Origin of the sequence: Burkholderia sp. D-99 (genome assembly GCF_011605345.1) — a bacterium.
Taxonomy (GTDB): Bacteria; Pseudomonadota; Gammaproteobacteria; order Burkholderiales; family Burkholderiaceae; genus Burkholderia.
This window is the reverse complement of sequence record NZ_JAAOXM010000003.1, coordinates 1-21,984: the sequence shown is the minus strand read 5'-3', so window position 1 is coordinate 21,984 and position 21,984 is coordinate 1. Positions and strand designations below refer to the sequence as shown.

General features: G+C 67.4%; 18 protein-coding genes and 1 pseudogene. 11 read left to right on the top strand and 8 right to left on the bottom strand.

All coding sequences use genetic code 11. The features are described from left to right. Positions 1–55 precede the first annotated feature (55 nt). The 6 genes from HAV18_RS14080 (at position 56) to proC (ending at position 7,213) form a co-directional block, all read left to right on the top strand. Positions 56–1,465 carry an FAD-binding oxidoreductase gene (locus tag HAV18_RS14080; RefSeq protein WP_166956830.1) on the top strand — a complete coding sequence of 470 codons (1,410 nt, stop codon included), beginning with the start codon at positions 56–58 and terminating at the stop codon, positions 1,463–1,465. A 41-nt stretch (positions 1,466–1,506) separates the two neighbouring features. Next, positions 1,507–3,000, top strand: coding sequence for an FAD-linked oxidase C-terminal domain-containing protein (locus HAV18_RS14075; protein WP_021163857.1), 1,494 nt, complete (start codon positions 1,507–1,509; stop codon positions 2,998–3,000). A 185-nt stretch (positions 3,001–3,185) separates the two neighbouring features. Then, positions 3,186–4,274 (top strand): glycolate oxidase subunit GlcE, encoded by a 1,089-nt coding sequence (gene glcE, locus HAV18_RS14070; RefSeq protein WP_166956828.1) that lies wholly within the window; start codon positions 3,186–3,188, stop codon positions 4,272–4,274. A gap of 7 nt (positions 4,275–4,281) precedes the next feature. Next, positions 4,282–5,508: a glycolate oxidase subunit GlcF gene (gene glcF / locus HAV18_RS14065; RefSeq protein ID WP_166956826.1), complete on the top strand. Its 1,227-nt coding sequence runs from the start codon at positions 4,282–4,284 to the stop codon at positions 5,506–5,508. A 131-nt stretch (positions 5,509–5,639) separates the two neighbouring features. Beyond that, the gene (locus HAV18_RS14060; RefSeq protein WP_166956824.1) at positions 5,640–6,338 is read left to right on the top strand and encodes a YggS family pyridoxal phosphate-dependent enzyme; all 699 of its coding nucleotides are present in this window, start codon (positions 5,640–5,642) and stop codon (positions 6,336–6,338) included. 62 nt (positions 6,339–6,400) lie between these two features. Further along, positions 6,401–7,213 (top strand): pyrroline-5-carboxylate reductase, encoded by an 813-nt coding sequence (proC, locus tag HAV18_RS14055; protein ID WP_166956822.1) that lies wholly within the window; start codon positions 6,401–6,403, stop codon positions 7,211–7,213. Positions 7,214–7,309: 96 nt separating this feature from the next. Here proC and ubiA read toward each other — a convergent pair whose 3' ends face one another. From ubiA to recG, 7 genes and pseudogenes are all read right to left on the bottom strand, one after another. Next, on the bottom strand, positions 7,310–8,182 hold the full coding sequence (ubiA, locus tag HAV18_RS14050; RefSeq protein ID WP_166956820.1) for a 4-hydroxybenzoate octaprenyltransferase: 873 nt from the start codon (positions 8,180–8,182) through the stop codon (positions 7,310–7,312). Between the two features lie 253 nt (positions 8,183–8,435). Beyond that, positions 8,436–8,923 (bottom strand): annotated as a pseudogene (locus HAV18_RS14045) (Dps family protein). 135 nt (positions 8,924–9,058) lie between these two features. Further along, positions 9,059–9,211 (bottom strand): hypothetical protein, encoded by a 153-nt coding sequence (locus tag HAV18_RS14040; RefSeq protein WP_164462530.1) that lies wholly within the window; start codon positions 9,209–9,211, stop codon positions 9,059–9,061. Between the two features lie 102 nt (positions 9,212–9,313). Beyond that, positions 9,314–11,500 carry a catalase/peroxidase HPI gene (katG, locus tag HAV18_RS14035; RefSeq protein ID WP_166956818.1) on the bottom strand — a complete coding sequence of 729 codons (2,187 nt, stop codon included), beginning with the start codon at positions 11,498–11,500 and terminating at the stop codon, positions 9,314–9,316. A gap of 120 nt (positions 11,501–11,620) precedes the next feature. After that, entirely contained in the window at positions 11,621–11,749 is a 129-nt protein-coding gene (locus tag HAV18_RS40170; RefSeq protein WP_279573914.1) for a hypothetical protein, read from the bottom strand. Between the two features lie 394 nt (positions 11,750–12,143). Next, positions 12,144–13,103: a hydrogen peroxide-inducible genes activator gene (locus HAV18_RS14030; RefSeq protein WP_166956816.1), complete on the bottom strand. Its 960-nt coding sequence runs from the start codon at positions 13,101–13,103 to the stop codon at positions 12,144–12,146. A gap of 125 nt (positions 13,104–13,228) precedes the next feature. Beyond that, entirely contained in the window at positions 13,229–15,565 is a 2,337-nt protein-coding gene (gene recG / locus HAV18_RS14025; protein ID WP_166956814.1) for an ATP-dependent DNA helicase RecG, read from the bottom strand. A 167-nt stretch (positions 15,566–15,732) separates the two neighbouring features. On the opposite strand from recG, the gene queA reads away from it, so the two are divergent. The 5 genes from queA (at position 15,733) to secF (ending at position 21,800) form a co-directional block, all read left to right on the top strand. Further along, the gene (gene queA, locus HAV18_RS14020; protein ID WP_166956812.1) at positions 15,733–16,800 is read left to right on the top strand and encodes a tRNA preQ1(34) S-adenosylmethionine ribosyltransferase-isomerase QueA; all 1,068 of its coding nucleotides are present in this window, start codon (positions 15,733–15,735) and stop codon (positions 16,798–16,800) included. 151 nt (positions 16,801–16,951) lie between these two features. Continuing rightward, positions 16,952–18,148 (top strand): tRNA guanosine(34) transglycosylase Tgt, encoded by a 1,197-nt coding sequence (gene tgt / locus HAV18_RS14015; RefSeq protein WP_166956810.1) that lies wholly within the window; start codon positions 16,952–16,954, stop codon positions 18,146–18,148. Positions 18,149–18,381: 233 nt separating this feature from the next. Continuing rightward, complete coding sequence (gene yajC / locus HAV18_RS14010; protein ID WP_048250795.1) at positions 18,382–18,705, top strand: preprotein translocase subunit YajC; 324 nt, start codon at positions 18,382–18,384, stop codon at positions 18,703–18,705. Positions 18,706–18,811: 106 nt separating this feature from the next. Beyond that, a complete protein-coding gene (gene secD / locus HAV18_RS14005) occupies positions 18,812–20,833 on the top strand; it encodes a protein translocase subunit SecD (RefSeq protein WP_166956808.1) in 2,022 nt (673 codons plus the stop codon). 16 nt (positions 20,834–20,849) lie between these two features. Beyond that, the gene (secF, locus tag HAV18_RS14000; protein WP_069247171.1) at positions 20,850–21,800 is read left to right on the top strand and encodes a protein translocase subunit SecF; all 951 of its coding nucleotides are present in this window, start codon (positions 20,850–20,852) and stop codon (positions 21,798–21,800) included. 60 nt (positions 21,801–21,860) lie between these two features. On the opposite strand, the gene HAV18_RS13995 is transcribed toward secF, so the two are convergent. Then, positions 21,861–21,984, bottom strand: a 124-nt coding sequence (locus HAV18_RS13995; protein WP_143329487.1) for a transposase, incomplete at its 5' end; no start/stop codon positions are given.

Genomic DNA, 21,984 nt, shown 5'->3' with positions numbered 1-21,984 from the left:
GCACGGGAGCCGGGTCGGCGCGGACGCGCTCACCCGGATCGACTAGGAGACGTTCGTGAATCACCCAGCCCCGCCGGCCGCCACGCGCCGCCCGCTTCCACCCGCCATGCTCGATGCGCTGCGCGCCGCCTTCGGCGAGCGCGTGTCGACCGCCGACGCCGTCCGCGCGCACCACGGCCGCGACGAATCGCCGTTCGACCCGCAACTGCCCGACGCCGTCGTGTTCGCGCACAGCGCGGACGACGTGCGCGAGGTCGTGTCGCTGTGCTCGCTGTACAGCGTCCCGCTGATCCCGTACGGCGCCGGCTCGTCGCTCGAAGGCCACCTGCTCGCGGTGCGCGGCGGTGTATCGCTCGACCTGTCGGAAATGAACCGCGTGCTGTCGATCAACGCCGAGGACCTGACCGTGACGGTCGAGCCGGGCATCACGCGCAAGGCGCTCAACGAAGCGCTGCGCGACACCGGCCTGTTCTTCCCGATCGACCCGGGCGCCGACGCGAGCATCGGCGGGATGACCGCCACGCGCGCGTCGGGCACCAACGCCGTGCGCTACGGCACGATGCGCGAGAACGTGCTCGGCCTGACCGCCGTGCTCGCCGACGGCCGCGTGGTGAAAACCGGCTCGCGCGCCCGCAAGTCGTCGGCCGGCTACGACCTCACGCGCCTGTTCGTCGGCTCCGAAGGCACGCTCGGCGTGATCACCGAGATCACGCTGCGCCTGCATCCGCTACCCGAAGCCGTATCGGCCGCGATCTGCACGTTCCCGTCGATGGGCGACGCGGTGCGCACCGTGATCGAGACGATCCAGATCGGCGTGCCGATCGCGCGCGTCGAATTCGTCGATGCGCTCGCCGTGCGCTCGATCAACCGCCATTCGAACCTGACGCTCACCGAAGCGCCGACGCTGTTCTTCGAATTCCACGGCACCGAGGCCGGCGTGAAGGAACAGGCCGAACTCGTGCAGGCGCTCGCCGGCCAGAACAACGGCCAGGGCTTCGAATGGGCGACCCGCCCCGAAGACCGCACGCGCCTCTGGGCCGCACGCCACAACGCGTATTTCGCGATGCTGCAGCTCAAACCCGGCTGCCGCGCGGTGACGACCGACGTCTGCGTGCCGATCTCGCAACTCGCCGCGTGCGTCGAGGAAACCGAAGTCGACCTGCGCGCATCGTCGCTGCCCTGCCCGATCGTCGGCCACGTCGGCGACGGCAATTTCCACGTCGCGATCCTGATCGATCCCGACAAGCCCGAGGAAATCGCCGAAGCCGAACACATCAACGACCGGATCGTCGAGCGCGCGCTGCGCCTCGGCGGCACCTGCACGGGCGAGCACGGCGTCGGACTGCACAAGATGCGCTTCCTGCCGAAGGAGCACGGCGACAACGCGATCGACACGATGCGGGCGATCAAGCTCGCGCTCGATCCGCGCAACCTGATGAATCCGGGCAAGATTTTCACGTGCTGAGACGGCGGCGCGATGCCGCGCCGCCTGCTGCAGGAGACCCAATGAACGCTCCCGTCGAACTGTCGAGCGCGGCACGCGCGCAGCGCCAGCGTGAAGTCGTGCAGGCGCTGATGGCCGTGCTGCCGACGCACTGCCTGCTGTACCGCGACGAAGACACGGCGCCGTACGAATGCGACGGCCTGTCCGCGTACCGCCGCCTGCCGCTCGCGGTCGCGCTGCCCGAAACGGAATCGCAGGTGCAGCGGATCGTGCAGATCTGCCGCCGCATGGAGGTGCCGATCGTGCCGCGCGGCGCGGGCACGAGCCTGTCGGGCGGCGCGTTGCCGATCGCGCTCGGTGTCGTGCTGTCGCTCGCCCGCTTCACGCGCATCGTGGAAGTCGATCCGTACGCGCGCACGGCGACCGTGCAGCCCGGCGTGCGCAACCTCGCGATCTCGGAGGCCGCCGCGCCGTACGGCCTGTATTACGCGCCCGATCCGTCGTCGCAGATCGCGTGCACGATCGGCGGCAACGTCGCGGAGAATTCCGGCGGCGTCCACTGCCTGAAATACGGGCTGACCGTCCACAACGTGATGCGCGTGCGCGCGGTGACGATCGACGGCGAAATCGTCGAGTTCGGCTCGCTCGCACTCGACATGCCGGGCCTCGACCTGCTCGCCGTGATGATCGGCAGCGAAGGGATGTTCGCGATCGTCACCGAGGTCACGGTGAAGCTGATCCCGAAGCCGCAAACGGCCCAGCTCGTGATGGCGAGCTTCGACGACGTCGTCAAGGGCGGCGAGGCCGTCGCGGCGATCATCGCGTCGGGCATCATCCCGGCCGGACTCGAAATGATGGACAAGCCGGCCACGCAGGCCGTCGAGGCGTTCACGCACGCGGGCTACGACCTCGATGCGAAAGCGATCCTGCTGTGCGAATCGGACGGCACGCCGGAAGAAGTCGCGGAAGAGATCGTGCGGATGACGGCCGTGCTGCGCGAGCATGGCGCGACGCGCATCCAGGTATCGCGCAACGAACACGAGCGGCTGCGCTTCTGGTCGGGCCGCAAGAATGCGTTCCCGGCCGCCGGCCGCATTTCGGCCGACTACTACTGCATGGACGGCACCGTGCCGCGCCGCGCGATCGGCCCGCTGCTCGCGCGCATCGAGCAGCTCGAGACACGCTACGGGCTGCGCTGCATCAACGTGTTCCACGCGGGCGACGGCAACATGCATCCGCTGATCCTCTACAACGCGAACGATCCGGACGAACTGCACCGCGCCGAGCAGTTCGGCGCGGAAATCCTCGAATGCTGCGTGGAATTCGGCGGCAGCGTGACGGGCGAGCACGGCGTCGGCATCGAGAAGCTCAATTCAATGTGCGTACAGTTCTCGCCGCAGGAGCGCGATGCATTCTTCGCGGTCAAGCGCGCATTCGATCCGGCAGGGCTGCTGAACCCGGACAAGGGCATCCCGACCCGCGCGCGCTGCGCCGAGTACGGTCGTCAGCACGTGCGCGGCGGGCTGCTGCCGCACCCCGACCTGCCGCGCTTCTGAGCGCTGCGCGCGGTACCGCGGCCCGTGCCGGCAGCGGGCACGCGGCGGACGAACGCGCCCGCGCGCCCGTTCGTGCGGCGGCGCAGGCATGCGGCCTGCAATACTGGGCTTAGGGATAGTCGCGATGTGGAATCGCACCACCCCGGTACAATCGACCGAACAACAAGTCGAGGCAGCAACACAACATGGAAGAGGACGACATCGTCGCCGGATGGGCCGAGCGCATCCGCGCCGCCAGTGCCGACGGCCACCCGCTGCGGATTCGCGGCGGCGGCACCAAGGACTGGTACGGCCAGGCGCTCGAGGGCGAAATTCTCGACACACGCGCATTTCAGGGCGTCGTGTCGTACGACCCGGCCGAACTCGTCGTCACGGTCCGCGCGGGCACGCCGCTCGCGCAGCTTGAAACCGTCCTCGCCGAGTGCGGCCAGATGCTGCCGTTCGAGCCGCCGCACTTCGGCCGCGCGGCCACCGTCGGCGGCTGTGTCGCCGCCGGCCTCGCGGGCCCGCGGCGCGCCACCTGCGGTGCACCGCGCGATTTCATGCTCGGCGTCACGCTGATGAACGGCCGCGGCGAAATGCTGCGCTTTGGCGGCCAGGTCGTGAAGAACGTCGCCGGCTACGACGTGTCGCGGCTGATGGCCGGCGCGCTCGGCACGCTCGGGCTGATGCTCGACCTGTCGATCAAGGTGCTGCCGATGCCGGTGGCCGAAGTCACGCTGAAGTTCGAGATGACCGCGACCGACGCGGTACGCAAGCTCAACGAATGGGGCGGCCATCCGCTGCCGGTCAGCGCGAGCGCGTGGCGCAACGGCACGCTCGTGCTGCGCCTGTCGGGCGCCGAAGCGGCCGTGAAATCCGCGAAGACGCTGCTCGGCGGCGAAGTCGTCGACGCGGTCGAGGCCGAGCGCTTCTGGGCCGGCCTGCGCGAGCATACCGACCCGTTCTTCCACGGTATCCCGCCCGGCTATGCGCTGTGGCGCCTCGCGCTGCCGTCGATCACCGAACCGATGCACCTGCCCGGCACCCAGTTGATGGAATGGGGCGGCGCGCAGCGCTGGTGGATCACCGACGCCGATGCGCAGACCGTGCGGATGAGCGCCAAGCAGGCCGGCGGCCACGCGACGCTGTTCCGTGCGGGCGACGCGTACGACCGCAGCGCGGGCGTGTTCACGCCGCTCCCCGCCCCGATGATGAAAATCCACCGCGGGTTGAAAGCCGCGTTCGATCCCGCGCGCATCTTCAACCGCGGCCGGCTCTACCCTGATCTCTGAGGGCTCGATGCAAACGAACCTCGCCGATTTCATCCGCAATACGCCCGACGGCGACGAGGCCGACGCGATCTTGCGCAAGTGCGTGCATTGCGGGTTCTGCACCGCGACCTGCCCGACCTACCAGTTGCTCGGCGACGAACTCGACGGCCCGCGCGGCCGCATCTACCTGATCAAGCAAATGGTCGAAGGCGCGCCCGTCACGCGCAGCACGCAGCAGCACCTCGACCGCTGCCTCACGTGCCGCAGCTGCGAGACGACCTGCCCGTCCGGCGTCCAGTACGGCCGGCTCGTCGAGATCGGCCGCAAGCACGTCGAGGCGCAGGTGAAGCGCCCCGTGCAGCAGCGTCTCGTGCGCCGCGTGCTCGCGAGCCTCGTGCCGAACGCCGCGCTGTTCTCGCCCGTGATGCGGCTCGGCCAGCACGTGCGTCCGCTGCTGCCGAAGCGGCTGCGCGACAAGGTGCCGCCGCGCACGCGGCTGCTCGAATGGCCGCACCTCACGCATACGCGCAAGATGCTGATGCTCGGCGGCTGCGTGCAGCCGTCGATGCTGCCGAACATCAACATCGCGACCGCGCGCGTGCTCGACGCGCTCGGCATCGAGACCGTCGTCGCACCCGATGCGGGCTGCTGCGGCGCGATCCGCCTGCACCTGAACTATCACGACGAAGCGCTCGACGACGCGCGCCGCAACATCGACGCGTGGTGGCCCCATGTCGAACAGGGCGTCGAGGCGATCGTGATGAACGCATCGGGCTGCGGCGCGACGGTGCTCGAATACGCGCACCTGCTGCGCGACGACCCGGCCTACGCGGAAAAGGCGCAGCGCATCGTGTCGCTGACGCGCGACATCTCCGACGTGCTGCTTGCGTTCGAGGCCGAGCTCGCGACGCTTGCGCGGCGCCGTGCGATCCATACGGTCGCGTACCACCCGCCATGCACGCTGCAGCACGGCCAGCAGTCGCGCGGCAAGGTCGAACGCCTGCTCGAGACGCTCGGCATCGACGTGCGGCTGCCGGCCGACAGCCATCTGTGCTGCGGCTCGGCCGGCACCTATTCGCTGACGCAGCCGTCGCTGTCGTACCGGTTGCGCAAGCAGAAGCTGCTGAAGCTGCAGGCGCTCGAACCGCAGATGATCGTCTCCGGCAACGTCGGCTGCATCGCGCACCTGCAGAGCGGCACGCAGATTCCGGTGGCCCACTGGATCCAGCTCGTCGAGCATCTGCTGTATGGCTAGGGCCTGTTCGCGCGAATGACGGGCGGGCCACGGGCCTCGCGCCCGGCGTCCGTATAATGGGCGGATCGATGCGTCGCGTGCCGCGGCGCATCCTCTACATGCCTGCTTCCGTGCCTGCTTTCGTGCCCGTCATGTCCGATCTCGCCGCCCGCCTCGAATCCGTTCATCGCCGCATCGCCGACGCCGCCCGCGCGGCCGGCCGCGATCCCGCCACCGTATCGCTGCTCGCCGTCTCGAAGACGTTTCCCGCCGCCGACGTGCGCGCCGCGCATGCTGCCGGACAGCGTGCATTCGGCGAAAACTACGTGCAGGAATCGGTCGACAAGATCGACGCGCTCGCCGACCTGCGCGCGGACCTCGAATGGCATTTCATCGGGCCGCTGCAATCGAACAAGACACGCCCCGTCGCCGAACGCTTCGACTGGGTCCATTCGGTCGACCGGCTGAAGATCGCGCAGCGCCTGTCGGAACAGCGCCCAGCGCACCTGCCGCCGCTCAACGTGTGCGTGCAGGTGAACATCAGCGGCGAGGCGTCGAAGAGCGGCGTCGCGCCGGCCGATGTGGCCGAGGTCGCGCGCGCGGTCGCCGCGCTGCCGTCGCTGCGGCTACGCGGCCTGATGGCGATTCCCGAACCGGCCGGCGACACCGAAGCGCAACGCACGCCGCATCGCGCGCTGCGTGCGCTGTTCGACGCGTTGCGCGCCGACGGCCTGCCGCTCGACACGCTGTCGATGGGCATGTCCGCCGATCTCGACGCCGCCGTGCTCGAAGGCGCGACGATCGTGCGCGTCGGCACCGCGATCTTCGGCGCGCGCGATTACTCGCACTGAACGCCGCGCCCTTTTCCGCCCTTTTCCGACTTCCCGTTCACTCACTTGCTCATTCGGACACCATGAAAATCGCATTCATCGGCGGCGGCAACATGGCCGCGGCCCTGATCGGCGGCCTGATCAAGCGCGGCGTCGCCGCTGACGGCCTGTATGCCATCGACGTCAACGAAGAGGTGCGCGCGCGCGCCGCGCAGCAGTTCGGCATCCGCACCGGCGCGGCCGTCGACGCGACGCTCGCCGACTACGACGCGGTCGTGCTCGCGGTGAAGCCGCAAGTGCTGAAGGACGTCGCACAGGCGCTCGCGCCGCACCTGAAGTCGCAGCTCGTGATCAGCATCGCGGCCGGCATCCGCGGCAGCGATCTCGCGCGCTGGCTCGGCGATTACGCACGCATCGTGCGCACGATGCCGAACACGCCCGCGCTGGTCGGCATGGGCGTGACGGGCCTCGCCGCGCTGCCGGGTGTCGATGCGGCGGGCCGCGAACTCGCGTCGAACGTGCTCGGCGCGGTCGGCGAGATCGTGTGGTTCGACGACGAGTCGAAGCTCGATGCCGTCACGGCCATTTCGGGCAGCGGCCCCGCGTACGTGTTCTATTTCATCGAAGCACTGCAGGAAGCCGCGCGCCAGCTCGGCATGAACGACGAACAGGGCCGCGCGCTCGCGGTCGCGACGTTCACGGGCGCCGCGCAACTCGCCGCGCAATCGGGCGAGCCGGCGAGCGTGCTGCGCGAGCGCGTGACGTCGAAAGGCGGCACGACGGCCGCCGCGCTCGCATCGTTCGACGCGCAAGGCGTGAAGGATGCGATCGTGCGCGGCGCGCTCGCAGCCGAAGCGCGTGCGAAGGAAATGGGCGACGAGCTCGGACGCGCGTAAGCGCCGCGACCGCCCGGGTTTCCCTTCCGGCACCGGCAACAAAAAAGCGGCCGAGGCCGCTTTTTTTTGGGCATCGCGCGCCGGCGCGCGGGCGCTTCAGTTGCCCGCCAGCCCCGCCAGCAGGTAATGCGCGGCGATCCCCGCGAACAGCACGCCGCCGAGCCAGTTGTTGTGCCGGAACGCGGCGAAGCACGGCATCCGCTCGCGGCCCTTGATCAGCGTGTAGTGATACAGCGCGCAGCCGACCGCCGCCGCCCAGCCGGCCCAGTACGCGAGGCCGAAGCCGAGCGTCACGCCGATCCACACGTAGATGCCGAGCGTCGCCGCATAGCACGCCATCACGGCCGTGACGTCGAAGCGGCCGAACGTCAGCGCGGACGTGCGGATCCCGATCTTGATGTCGTCGTCGCGATCGACCATCGCGTATTCGGTGTCGTACGCGACCGACCAGAAAATGTTCGCGACCAGCATCACCCACGCGATCGTCGGTACCGTGTCCTGCACGGCCGCGAACGCCATCGGGATGCCGAAGCCGAACGCGATGCCGAGATACGCCTGCGGAATCGCGAAGAACCGCTTCATGAACGGATACGAGCCCGCGACGAACAGCGCGACGACGGACAGCTCCTTCGTCAGCGTGTTGAGCGGCAGGATCAGCAGGAACGAGATGAATGCGAGCCCGACCGCGATCGCAACGGCCTCCCACGCACGGATCTTGCCCGACGTCAGCGGCCGGTCGGCCGTGCGCTTCACGTGGCGGTCGAAATCGCGGTCGGCGTAGTCGTTCATCGCGCAGCCGGCCGAGCGCATCAGCAGCGTGCCGAGCGAGAAGATCACGAGCAGCGGCCAGCGCGGATGGCCGTCGGACGCGATCCACAGCGCGTTGAGCGTCGGCCACAGCAGCAGCAGGCTGCCGATCGGCTTGTCCATCCGGACGAGCCGCAGATACAGGGGAAAGCGGGCAAGCATGGCGAAGCACCGGGAAGATAACCCCGGCATTTTAGAGCCGAGCGGTGCTTCGCGTCATGTCGGGGCGGCCCATGGCCGGCGGCTGCCTGACGCCAGCGTGCCGCCAGCGCCCGCCACACCTGGCCGAGCCGCACCACACATCAATCAAGGGACAGAGCCAGCGCACCGGCCTCGTCACGGCCCGATGCGTGCGGATCAATCAGGGCCGGAGCGGTGTGCGCGGGCTTCCGCCAGCCAGTCGCGCGTTGCATGCCTACGCGAGCAGCGACCGCAACATCCACGCGGTTTTTTCATGAATTTGCAGGCGCTGCGTCAGCAGATCAGCGGTCGGCTCGTCGCTCGCCGCATCGGCAAGCGGAAAGATCGCACGTGCGGTACGCACGACGGCCTCGTGCCCTTCGACGAGCTGGCGGATCATGTCTTCGGCCGCCGGCACGCCATTCGCTCCGGCACCGACGACAGTTTCGCGAAATCGCCGAAGGTACCCGGCGCGACGACGCCGAGCGTACGAATGCGTTCGGCAACCGAATCGACCGCGAGCCACAGTTCGTTGTACTGCACCTCGAACATCAGGTGCAGCGTGTTGAACATCGGGCCCGTGACGTTCCAGTGGAAATTGTGGGTCTTCAGGTACAGCGTGAACGTGTCGGCGAGCAGGTGCGACAGGCCTTCAGCGATCTTCTTGCGGTCCTTGTCGCTGATGCCGATGTTGATCCGGGTAGCGTGATTCTTCCTGGCCATGTTCCGGACTCCTTATTCAATGAATCAGAGCAACGAAAGCGAATCGGGTTACCTGCCTATTGATACCGTACTACCGACACCGCACCACCCGCACGCATGGCTCGCCACTGCAACGTGGCGCGTGAAACGCCGCGCTCAGGCGGCCGCGATCGCGTGCAGCGCCTGCGACACCAGTTCGGCCGCACCGCCGATGACGATCGCGGATCCGACGACGTATCGCGCGATCTCGGCCGGCGCCCGCACCTTCGGCGCCAGTGCAGCGCGCATGTTCTGCATCATTTGCGTCATGATCACCACTCCTTCAACAAAACTCAGAATCTGAAAAAAACGGCCGGTCGGACGACCGGCCGTTTCCCGTTACTGCGTCGCCGCACTACTGCACGGCGATGCTCACGCGAGGTCGAAGCGGTCGAGGTTCATCACCTTGTTCCAGGCCGCGACGAAGTCGCGTGCGAACTTCTCCTTCGCGTCCCCGCTGCCGTACACCTCGGCCAGCGCACGCAGTTGCGCATGCGAGCCGAAGATCAGGTCGACACGCGTGCCCGTCCACTTGACCTTGCCCGTCGCGCGATCGCGCCCTTCGAACACGTCGTTCGCGGCCGACACCGGCTTCCATTCCGTGCCCATGTCGAGCAGGTTCACGAAGAAGTCGTTCGTCAGCGCTTCCGGACGATCGGTGAACACGCCGTGCTTCGCGTCGCCCGCATTCGCACCGAGCACGCGCAGGCCACCGACCAGCACCGTCATCTCGGGCGCGCTCAGCGTCAGCAGTTGCGCCTTGTCGACCAGCAGCGCCTCGGCCGGCGTCTTGTACGCGTGCTTCAGGAAGTTGCGGAAGCCATCCGCGACCGGTTCGAGCACGGCCATCGCTTCGATATCGGTCTCTTCCTGCGATGCATCCGCACGGCCCGGTGCGAACGGCACCGTCACCGCGACGCCCGCGTTCTTCGCAGCCTGCTCGACGCCGGCCGCACCGGCCAGCACGATCAGGTCGGCGAGCGACACCTTCTTGCCGCCCGTCTGCGCATCGTTGAACGCCTTCTGCACGCCTTCGAGCGTCGCGAGCACCTTCGCGAGTTCAGCCGGACGGTTCACTTCCCAGTCCTTCTGCGGCGCCAGGCGGATACGCGCACCGTTCGCGCCACCGCGCTTGTCCGAGCCGCGGAACGTTGCAGCCGACGCCCATGCGGTCGACACGAGCTGCGACACCGACAGGCCCGATGCGAGCACCTTCGCCTTCAGCGCGGCGACGTCGGCGTCGTCGATCAGCTTGTGGTCGACGGCCGGGATCGGGTCCTGCCACAGCAGATGCTCGGCCGGCACGTCCGGGCCCAGATAGCGGGCACGCGGACCCATGTCGCGGTGCGTGAGCTTGAACCATGCACGCGCGAACGCGTCTGCGAACTCGGCCGGGTTCTCGTAGAAGCGGCGCGAAATCTTCTCGTAGGCCGGATCGAAGCGCAGCGACAGGTCGGTCGTCAGCATCGTCGGGCGATGCTTCTTCGACGCGTCGAACGCATCCGGGATCACGTCGCCGGCATCCTTCGCGACCCACTGGTGCGCGCCGGCCGGGCTCTTCGTGAGCTCCCACTCGTAGCTGAACAGGTGCTTGAAGAAGTCGTTGCTCCACTGCGTCGGCGTCGACGTCCACGTGACTTCGAGGCCGCTCGTGATCGCATCCTTGCCCTTGCCCGTGCCGAACGTGCTCTTCCAGCCGAGACCCTGCTCTTCGAGGCCCGCGGCTTCCGGCTCGGCGCCGACGTTCGAGGCCGGACCGGCGCCGTGCGTCTTGCCGAACGTGTGGCCGCCCGCGATCAGCGCGACCGTCTCTTCGTCGTTCATCGCCATGCGCGCGAACGTCTCGCGGATGTCATGCGCGGCGGCGACCGGGTCGGGGTTGCCGTCCGGGCCTTCCGGGTTCACGTAGATGAGGCCCATCTGCACCGCGGCGAGCGGGCTTTCGAGGTCACGCTTGCCCGAGTAGCGGCTGTTCGGGCCGCCGCTCAGTTCCAGCCAGATCTTTTCCGAACCCCAGTAGACGTCGTCCGGTTCCCACGTATCGACGCGGCCGCCGCCATAACCGAAGGTCTTGAAGCCCATCGATTCGAGCGCGACGTTGCCGGTCAGGATCAGCAGGTCGGCCCACGAAATGTTGCGGCCGTACTTCTGCTTGATCGGCCACAGCAGCCGGCGTGCCTTGTCGAGGCTGACGTTGTCCGGCCAGCTGTTGAGCGGCGCGAAGCGCTGCTGCCCGCCGCCCGCGCCGCCGCGGCCGTCGGCCGTGCGGTACGTGCCGGCGCTGTGCCAGGCCATGCGGATGAACAGGCCGCCGTAATGGCCGAAGTCGGCCGGCCACCAGTCCTGCGACGTCGTCATCAGCGCGTGCAGGTCCTTCTTCACCGCCGCGAGGTCCAGCTTCCCGAACGCTTCCGCGTAGTCGAAATCCTTGTCCATCGGATCGGACAGCGCCGAATGCCGGTGGAGGATGTTCAGGTTGAGCTGATTCGGCCACCAGTCCTTGTTCGTCGTGCCGCCACCAGCGGTATGGTTGAACGGGCACTTCGTTTCGTTCGACATGCGATTTCTCCTTGGCTTGCTCGTATGACTCCACCGGTTCGCTCCGGCGGCATGCCGGGCGCGGCGGGTGGAGTGTCATTGCGGGGATGGGAAACGGAACAGGTTGGTCCTCCTGTCGTACTACGGGATGTCGTGCGTGGCCTGTAACGCGCGCTCCCGCTGCGGTGCGCCGCAGGCGGGACGCTCGGGGAACCGGCTGCCGGCAGGCGTCGTGCCGGCGCTGCGGGCGGTATTCCAGCTTTCGGACATGCGATGCTCCCTCATGGCTTGACGGCGGGTGAATCGCGGGAACACTGAACCGGCGCGCGGCGGCATTCAGCCACCATACACACGATCCGCCAGGTACGCGAACGCAATCGGGCGCAGGCTGCGAACCGCCGCCCTGGCGCGATGTACGACCGCGTCGCGCGACGGGATGTTCCGCTGCGCGTGCTGCAATACCGATCGCATCATGACATCCTCCCTTGGCGCTTGCACTCAACGTGCGGATCGCCCGTCGACATGACGCCGATCCATGTAGAGGATTCTATATACACCTATCAATTACTTGAATTTGATTAATTTAATCTATGCGATAGAGAAAAATAAACGGGGTCGCAAGACCCCGTTCATCGTGCTGTCACACGCGCATGCGGCATGCTTGTCAGTTCATCGTCGCCGGCATGTCGAGCTTCGCGACGCCCGGCAGCATGCACGCGGAAATCGCGTCGCTGATCGCGTCGATCGCGGGCATCCGCGTGAAGCTCTTGCGCCACACGAGCACCACGCGGCGGTCGGGCACCGGCTCGTTGAACGGCACGTACGACAGCAGCTCGGCATCGGGGCCGTTCGCGCGCGGGCCGACTTCGGCGACCGACATCCGTGGCAGCACCGTGATGCCGACACCGCTCGCGACCATGTGGCGAATGGTTTCGAGCGACGAGCCCTCGAAAGTCTTCTGGATGCCGTCGGCCGTCTGCGAGAAGCGCATCAGCTCCGGGCACACGCCGAGCACGTGATCGCGGAAGCAGTGGCCGTTGCCGAGTAACAGCATGGTTTCCTGCTTCAGGTCCTCGGCGTCGATTTCCTCGCGCTTCTCCCACGGATGGCCGGCCGGCAGCGCGACGACGAACGGTTCGTCGTACAGCGGGCGCACCATCAGGCCGGTTTCCGGAAACGGCAGCGCCATGATCGCGGCGTCGATCTCACCCTGCTTCAGCAGTTCGAGCAGCTTGAGCGTGTAATTTTCCTGCAGCATCAGCGGCATCTGCGGGACACGCTGGATCATCTGCTTGACGAGCGTCGGCAGCAAGTACGGCCCGATCGTGTAGATCACGCCAAGGCGGAACGGACCGACCAGCGGATCCTTGCCCTGCTTCGCGATCTCCTTGATCGCGAAGGTCTGCTCGAGCACGCGCTGTGCCTGCGTGACGATCTGGTCACCAATCGGCGTTACGCTCACTTCGCTCGCGCCGCGCTCGAAAATCTGCACGTTGAGCTCGTCTTCGAGCTTCTTGATCGCCACCGACAGCGTCGGCTGGCTCACGAAGCATGCTTCGGCCGCGCGGCCGAAATGCCGTTCGCGCGCGACCGCGACGATGTATTTCAATTCAGTCAGCGTCATTGTGGGTCAATCAGAGATATACAGGCGATAGGTTTAATTTATACACCCTGTGGCACCGGTTCGCCAAGTTTCTCTGCATCGGAATGCGTCGAACGGCGGTTTTAAATCCGGCCCCAACCCGCGGATCAGGCCTTCAGGTACTGCTCCCGCGCACCGAGCCAGCGCGCGAGATGCTGCGTGACGATCTCGGGATACGCGGCAATCAGCCGCGTCGCGGCTTCGCGGGCCGGGTCGATCAGCCAGCCGTCGGTCTCGAGGTTCGCAAAGCGCAGCATCGCCGCGCCCGACTGGCGTGCACCGAGGAATTCGCCGGGGCCGCGGATCTCGAGGTCGCGCCGCGCGATCTCGAAGCCGTCGGTCGTCTCGCGCATCGTCTTCAGCCGCTCGCGGCCGGTCAGCGACAGTGGCCCCGTGTACAGCAGCACGCACACCGACGCGGCGGTGCCGCGCCCGACGCGGCCGCGCAGCTGGTGCAGCTGCGCGAGGCCGAAACGCTCCGCGTGCTCGATCACCATCAGCGACGCGTTCGGCACGTCGACGCCGACTTCGATCACGGTCGTCGCGACGAGCAGCTGCACGTCGTTGCGCGTGAACGCCTCCATCACGGCGGCCTTGTCGGCCGGCGACAGCCGGCCGTGCACGAGCCCGACCTTCAGCTCGGGCAGCGCGGTGGCCAGCGTCTCGTAGGTCTCGACGGCCGTCTGCAGTTGCAGCGTCTCGCTCTCCTCGATCAGCGGGCATACCCAATACACCTGGCGCCCGGTCAGCGCGGCCTCGCGCACGCGAGCGATCACCTCCTCGCGCCGAGCATCGCCGACGAGGCGCGTCAGCACGGGCGTGCGGCCCGGCGGCAGCTCGTCGATCGTCGAAACCTCGAGATCCGCGTAATACGTCATCGCGAGCGTGCGCGGAATCGGCGTGGCCGACATCATCAACTGGTGCGGCTGGAAGTCGCGCGCGCCGTTGGCCGCGTTCGCAGCCTTCGCGCGCAGCGCGAGACGCTGCTCGACGCCGAAGCGGTGCTGCTCGTCGACGATCACGAGGCCGAGCCGCGCGAATTCGACCGTGTCCTGGATGATCGCGTGCGTGCCGATCACGAGCTGCGCGGTGCCGAGCGCGGCCGCCTCGATCGCCGCGCGCTTGTCCTTCGCCTTCAGGCTGCCCGCGAGCCACGCCACCGTGACGCCGAGCGGCTCGAGCCACGCGCGCAGCTTGCGCGCGTGCTGTTCCGCGAGGATTTCGGTCGGCGCCATCAGCGCGGCCTGGTAGCCGGCGTCGATCGCCTGCGTGGCGGCCAGCGCCGCGACGACCGTCTTGCCGCTGCCGACATCGCCCTGCAGCAGCCGCTGCATCGGGTGCGCGAGCGTGAGGTCGCGCGCGATCTCGTCGACGACGCGCGCCTGCGCGCCCGTCAGCGTGAACGGCAGCGCGGCATAGAGCCGGGTCGTCAGCGCATCGGCATCGCTCGCGGTGCGGCGCGGCATCGCGGGCGCCGCGCGCGTGCGGCGCTCCTCGTGTGCGCGCTTGAGTGACAGCTGCTGCGCGAGCAGTTCCTCGAACTTGATGCGTGTCCACGCCGGATGCGAGCCGTCCATCAGCGCGGCTTCGTCGGAATCGACGCGCGGGTGGTGCAGGATGCGCACCGCCTGCTCGAGCGTCGGCACGTCGAGCGGCTTCAGGTAATCACGCTGGATCTCGGGCGGCAGCAGCTCGGGCAGCGGCGTGCGCTCGACCGCATTCTCGATCGCCTTGCGCAAGTACGCCTGCGACACGCCGGCCGTGCTCGGATAGACGGGCGTGAGCACCTGCGGCAGCGGCGCATCCGCTTCGACGACGCGCACCGCCGGATGCACCATCTCCATCCCGAAGAAGCCGCCGCGCACGTCGCCGCGCACGCGCAGCCGCTGGCCGACGGCCATCTGCTTGACCTGCGACCCGTAGAAATTCAGGAAACGCAGCACGAGATGCTCGCCGTCGTCGTCCTGGATCTTCACGACCAGCTGGCGGCGCGGCCGGAATGCGACCTCGTTGTCGAACACGACGCCTTCGGCCTGCGCGATGCCGCCCGGCAGCAGCTCGCCGATCGGCGTGAGCGTGGTTTCGTCCTCGTAGCGCATCGGCAAATGCAGCACGAGATCGATCGAGCGCGTGAGGCCGAGTTTCGCGAGCTTGTCGACGGTCTTCACCGGCTTGTCGGCGGCAGGCTTCTTCTTGCGCTTCGCGCTGGCTGCACCGGCCGCGCCCGCTTCATCGCCCGCTTCATCGCTCACCGCGGCGCCATCGGCATCGGGCGCGGCGGCCGCCGGCTGCGCGAGCCTGCCGTCGGCGCCGCGCTTCGGGCCGGCACGGCGCGGCACGGCGCGCGGCGCCGCGTCTTGCACGGGCGGCGCGGCATCCTCCGCGTCGAACGGATCGGCGGAATCGGCAACGGCGGCGGGGGAACGGCGTGGTGACACAGGCATCGGATCGTCTGGGTGCTTCGCAAGGCAAGTACAATAGCGGCTTTCACGTCGTCCGAACGAACGACGCCGGCCAGGCCGCGCATCCCGTCATCATAGCGGCTCGCGCGCCCCATTTACGCGTTTCCGCCCTGCCGGCGACGCCCGCCGGCCGCTTCGAACCAGCCCGCATGTTCACGCTTTCCGATTTCGATTTCAATCTGCCGCCCGAGCTGATTGCACAAACCGCGCTGCCCGATCGCACCGCGAGCCGCCTGCTCGAGGTCGACGGCACCGTCGAGCCCGCGCGCCTCGTCGACCGCCATTTCGCCGAGCTGCCGTCGTGCATCGCGGCCGGCGACCTGCTCGTCTTCAACGATACCAAGGTGCTGAAGGCGCGGTTCTTCGGCCAGAAGGCCAGTGGCGGCAAGATCGAGGTGCTGATCGAGCGCGTGACCGGTACGCACACGGCGCTCGCGCAGATCCGCGCGAGCAAGTCGCCGGGTGCCGGCACGAAGCTGCGCCTCGCCGATGCGTTCGACGTGACCGTCGGCGAGCGCGTCGAGCCGTTCTTCACGCTGAACTTCTCCGCGCCGTGCCTCGAGCTGATCGAGCAGTTCGGCCGCCTGCCGCTGCCGCCCTATATCGAGCACGATCCCGATTCGACCGACGAGACGCGCTACCAGACCGTCTACGCGAGCAATCCGGGTGCGGTCGCCGCGCCCACGGCCGGGCTGCACTTCGACCAGCCGATGCTCGACCGGCTCGACGCGATGGGTGTCGAACGCGCGACGCTGACGCTGCACGTCGGCGCCGGCACGTTCCAGCCGGTGCGCGTCGACAACATCGCCGAGCACAAGATGCACAGCGAGTGGTACGACCTGCCGCAGTCGCTCGTCGACAAGATCGCCGCGACCCGCGCGCGCGGCGGCAACGTGATCGCGGTCGGCACGACGTCGATGCGCGCGCTCGAAGCCGCCGCGCGCGCGGCCGACGAAGCGGGCCGCCCGCTCGCGGCCACGCAGGCCGAGACCGACATCTTCATCACGCCCGGCTATCGTTTCCGCGTGGTCGACCGGCTCGTCACGAATTTCCACCTGCCGAAGTCCACGCTGCTGATGCTCGTGTCCGCGTTCGCGGGCGTCGAGACGATCCGCGCCGCGTACCGGCACGCGATCGAGCAACGCTACCGCTTCTTCAGCTACGGCGACGCGATGCTGCTCACGCGGCGCGACACGCCGGAGGCGCCGCGCGCGTAAGCGCGGCAGGCGCGACGGCCCGCATGCAACGGGGCCGCCGTTCGTCCGTCGCGCGCTACGATGGCGCGTCCCCTTTTTCCCCGTCGCCGGACTGCCGGCGGCGTTTCCAACATGCGCCGGACTGTTTTCCGGTAGCGAGGAGAATAACGCGATGACCGAAGGTTCATCCCACGATACGCACGATACGCACGCCCCCGTGCAGGACCGCCCGGCCAACGGGCTCGAATTCGAACTGCTGACGACCGACGGCCATGCGCGCCGCGGCCGCGTGAAGCTCAACCACGGCGTGGTCGAAACGCCGATCTTCATGCCGGTCGGCACGTACGGCACCGTGAAGGCGATCCAGCCGCGCGAGCTGCACGAGATCAAGGCCCAGATCATCCTCGGCAACACGTTCCACCTGTGGCTGCGCCCGGGCCTCGACACGATCGACGCGCACGGCGGGCTGCACGCCTTCATGGGCTGGAACAAGCCGATCCTGACCGACTCGGGCGGCTTCCAGGTGTTCTCGCTCGGCGACCTGCGCAAGATCACCGAGGACGGCGTCACGTTCGCGTCGCCGATCAACGGCGACAAGCTGTTCCTGTCGCCGGAAGTGTCGATGCAGATCCAGAAGGTGCTGAATTCCGACGTCGTGATGCAGTTCGACGAATGCACGCCGTACGCAACCGACGGCGTGCCGACCACGCACAAGGAAGCGGCCGACTCGATGCGCATGTCGCTGCGCTGGGCGAAGCGCTCGCTCGACGAGTTCAACCGGCTCGGCAACCCGAACGCGCTGTTCGGGATCGTCCAGGGCGGGATGTTCGAGGACCTGCGCGACGAATCGCTCGCCGGCCTCGCGGAACTCGGCTTCCACGGCCTCGCGATCGGCGGGCTGTCGGTCGGCGAGCCGAAGGAAGACATGATGCGCGTGCTGCGCCACGTGGGCCCGAAGCTGCCGGCCAACAAGCCGCACTACCTGATGGGCGTCGGCACGCCGGAGGACCTGGTCGAGGGCGTCGCGAACGGCGTCGACATGTTCGACTGCGTGATGCCGACCCGCAATGCGCGCAACGGCTGGCTGTTCACGCGCTTCGGCGACGTGAAGATCCGCAACGCGACGCACAAGAACTCGCTGAAGCCGCTCGACGCGAGCTGCACGTGCTACACGTGCCAGAACTTCTCGCGCGGCTACCTGCATCACCTGCACCGCGTCGGCGAAATCCTCGGCGCGCAGCTCAACACGATCCACAACCTGCACTACTACCTGCAGCTGATGAGCGAGATCCGCGAGGCGATCGAGACGCACACGTTCGACGCGTTCCGCCAGCGCTTCGCGGAGGATCGCGCGAGAGGTGTCGACTGACGGGCCGGCCGCCCGCGCCGCGGCCCGTCACATGGGACGTGTACTAAATAACGCGTCCCAACTGTCGAATCCGACCGCCAAATATTACAATTGCCTTTCCAAACGAGTCACAACGGTACCGGTTCGCGCTTTAACAGCTTGATCCGAAAGCGCATTTGCCAAGCCGTTTGCACATGGGGCCGGTGGTAGAATAACCGGCTTATTTTTCGATCTTCCCCTACGGAGAGACCAACGTGCCGTTCATTTCCAATGCCTTCGCGCAAGGTGCCGGTGGCGCCGAATCGAGCCTGATGAGCTTCCTGCCGCTCATTCTGATGTTCGCCGTGCTCTACTTCATCATGATCCGTCCGCAGATGAAGCGTCAGAAGGAGCACCGCAACATGCTTTCGGCCATGGCCAAGGGCGACGAAGTCGTCACGAGCGGCGGCCTCGTCGGCAAGGTGACGAAGGTCACCGAAGGCTACATCGGCGTCGAGATCGCCGAAGGCACCGAAATCACCGTGCAGAAGGCTGCGGTCACGACCATTCTGCCGAAGGGCACGATCAAGTCGCTGTAAGCCCTTCACCGAGCGTCCGGCTCCCCGCGCCGTGCCCGCCTGAGAGAGCGGGCCGCCGCGGCGCCGGACGCGACGCTTTCACGCCAACCACCCGTTCGGCTCCCTCATGAATCGTTATCCACTCTGGAAATATGTCGTGATGGTCGTGGCGCTCGCCATCGGCCTTCTGTACACATTGCCCAACTTCTTCGGCGAAGCGCCGGCGGTGCAGGTGTCGAGCGGCAAGGCCACGGTCAAGCTCGACTCGACCACGCTGACCCAGGTCGAATCGGCGCTCGCGTCCGCGCAGATCACGCCGGACGACGTCACCTTCGAGAACACGGCGACCAACGCGAACATCCGCGTGCGCCTGAAGGACACCGATACGCAGCTGCGCGTCAAGGACCTGCTGCAGAAGTCGCTGAATGCCGACCCGAACGATCCGCAGTACGTCGTCGCGCTGAACCTGCAGAGCGCGTCGCCGCGCTGGCTGACCTCGCTGCACGCGCTGCCGATGTATCTCGGCCTCGACCTGCGTGGCGGCGTCCACTTCCTGCTCCAGGTCGACATGACGGGCGCGCTCACGAAGAAGCTCGATTCCGACGCGTCCGACGCGCGCACGCTGCTGCGCGACAAGAACATCCGCGACGGCGGCGTGAGCCGCGTCGACCAGTCCGTGGTCGTCAATTTCAGCGATGCGCAGACGGCGGAAGACGCCCGCAAGGTGCTCGCGCTGTCGATCACCGAACTGCAATGGGCGACCCAGCCCGGCGGCGGCGGCACCCAGGTCGTCGGCACGTTTACGCCGGCCGTGCAGAAGTCCGTCGAGGACGCCGCGCTCAAGCAGAACCTGACGACGCTCCACAACCGCGTGAACGAACTCGGCGTGTCCGAGCCGATCCTCCAGCAGCAAGGCAGCGACCGCATCGTCGTCGAGCTGCCGGGCGTGCAGGACACCGCGAAGGCGAAGGACATCATCGGCCGCACCGCGACGCTCGAGGCGCGCCTCGCCGACCCGATCAACACGCACCCGAACCCGAACGACCCCGTTCCGCCGGGCGAGGAGCTGTTCACGCAGGGCATCCAGGCGCCCGTGCTGCTGAAGAAGGACGTGATCTTCACCGGCGACCGCATCATCGATGCATCGGCCGGCTTCGACGAACACCAGCGTCCGTCGGTCAACATCCGCCTCGATTCGGCGGGCGGCCGCTCGGTGCGCGCGGTATCGCGCGAGAACATCGGCAAGCCGATGGCGATGGTGCTGTTCGAGAAGGGCAAGGGCGAAGTGCTGACGGTCGCGACGATCCAGTCGGAACTCGGCGACCGCTTCCAGATCACGGGCCAGCCGACGCCGCAGGCCGCAGCCGACCTCGCGCTGCTGCTGCGCGCCGGTTCGCTCGCCGCGCCGATGGACATCATCGAGGAACGCACGATCGGCCCGAGCCTCGGCGCCGACAACATCAAGATGGGCGTCCACTCGGTGATCTGGGGCTTCTGCGCGATCGCCGTGTTCATGATCGCGTACTACATGCTGTTCGGCGTGGTGTCGGTGATCGGCCTGTCGGTGAACCTGCTGCTGCTCGTCGCCGTGCTGTCGCTGATGCAGGCGACGCTGACGCTGCCCGGTATCGCCGCTATCGCGCTCGCGCTCGGTATGGCGATCGACTCGAACGTGCTGATCAACGAGCGCGTGCGTGAAGAACTGCGCGCCGGCCAGCCGCCGCAGACCGCGATCCAGGCCGGCTACGCGCATGCATGGGCGACGATTCTCGACTCGAACGTCACGACGCTGATCGCCGGCCTCGCGCTGCTCGCGTTCGGCTCGGGCCCGGTTCGCGCGTTCGCGATCGTGCACTGCCTCGGTATCCTGACGTCGATGTTCTCCGCGGTGTTCTTCTCGCGCGGGATCGTCAACCTCTGGTACGGCGGTCGCAAGAAGCTGAAGTCGCTCGCGATCGGCCAGGTGTGGAAGCCGGAAGGCGCCGCTGCCGCCGCATCGTTCACCGATGCGGACGATTCCACCGACACCGCGCGTGCCGCGAAGCTCGCCGCGCCCGCGAAGGGCAACGCGCCGCGCACCGGCAAGCCGCAGCTGCGCAACCGCGCGCAGCAAGGCGTGTCGCCGAAGAAACCGGGCTCGACCCAATAAGGCCCCGGAGAAGACCATGGAATTTTTCCGCATCCGTAAAGACATTCCGTTCATGCGGCACGCGCTGGTGTTCAACGTGATCTCGCTGGTCACGTTCCTCGCCGCCGTGTTCTTCCTGTTCCACCGCGGGCTGCACCTGTCCGTCGAATTCACCGGTGGTACGGTGATCGAGGTGCAGTACCAGCAGGCCGCCGAACTCGAACCCGTGCGCGCGACGCTCGGCAAGCTCGGTTACGCCGACGCGCAGGTGCAGAACTTCGGCACGTCGCGCAACGTGCTGATCCGCCTGCAGCTGAAGGAAGGCCTCACGTCCGCGCAGCAGAGCGACCAGGTGATGGGCGCGCTGAAGGCACAGAGCCCGGACGTCACGCTGCAACGCGTCGAATTCGTCGGCCCGCAGGTCGGCCGCGAGCTCGCGACCGACGGCCTGCTCGCGCTCGCGTGCGTCGTGATCGGCATCGTGATCTACCTGTCGTTCCGCTTCGAGTGGAAGTACGCAGTGGCGGGCATCATCGCCAACCTGCACGACGTCGTGATCATTCTCGGCTTCTTCGCGTTCTTCCAGTGGGAGTTCTCGCTGGCGGTGCTCGCGGCGATCCTCGCGGTGCTCGGCTACTCGGTCAACGAGTCGGTCGTCATCTTCGACCGGATCCGCGAAACGTTCCGCCGCGAACGCAAGATGAGCGTGCAGGAAGTGATCAACCACGCGATCACGACCACGATGTCGCGTACGATCATCACGCACACGTCGACCGAAATGATGGTGCTGTCGATGTTCTTCTTCGGCGGCCCGACGCTGCACTACTTCGCACTCGCGCTGACGGTCGGCATCATGTTCGGCATCTACTCGTCGGTGTTCGTCGCGGGTTCGCTCGCGATGTGGCTCGGCATCAAGCGCGAAGACCTGATCAAGGAAAAGAAGTCCGCGCACGATCCGGATGATCCCAACGCAGGCGCGCAGGTTTAAGCGTCACGCTGCTTCGGCACAGACGAAAAGCCGGCCCGGTTGGGCCGGCTTTTTTTTGGTTCATCGAGGATTACCGGGGAACGCGGCGCGGATCTTGAGGAAGAAGTATTCCTCGTCGCGGTACCCGTAAGCTCGACGCTTGATGACCTTGATGGTGTTGTTGATACCTTCGACGACGCTGGTA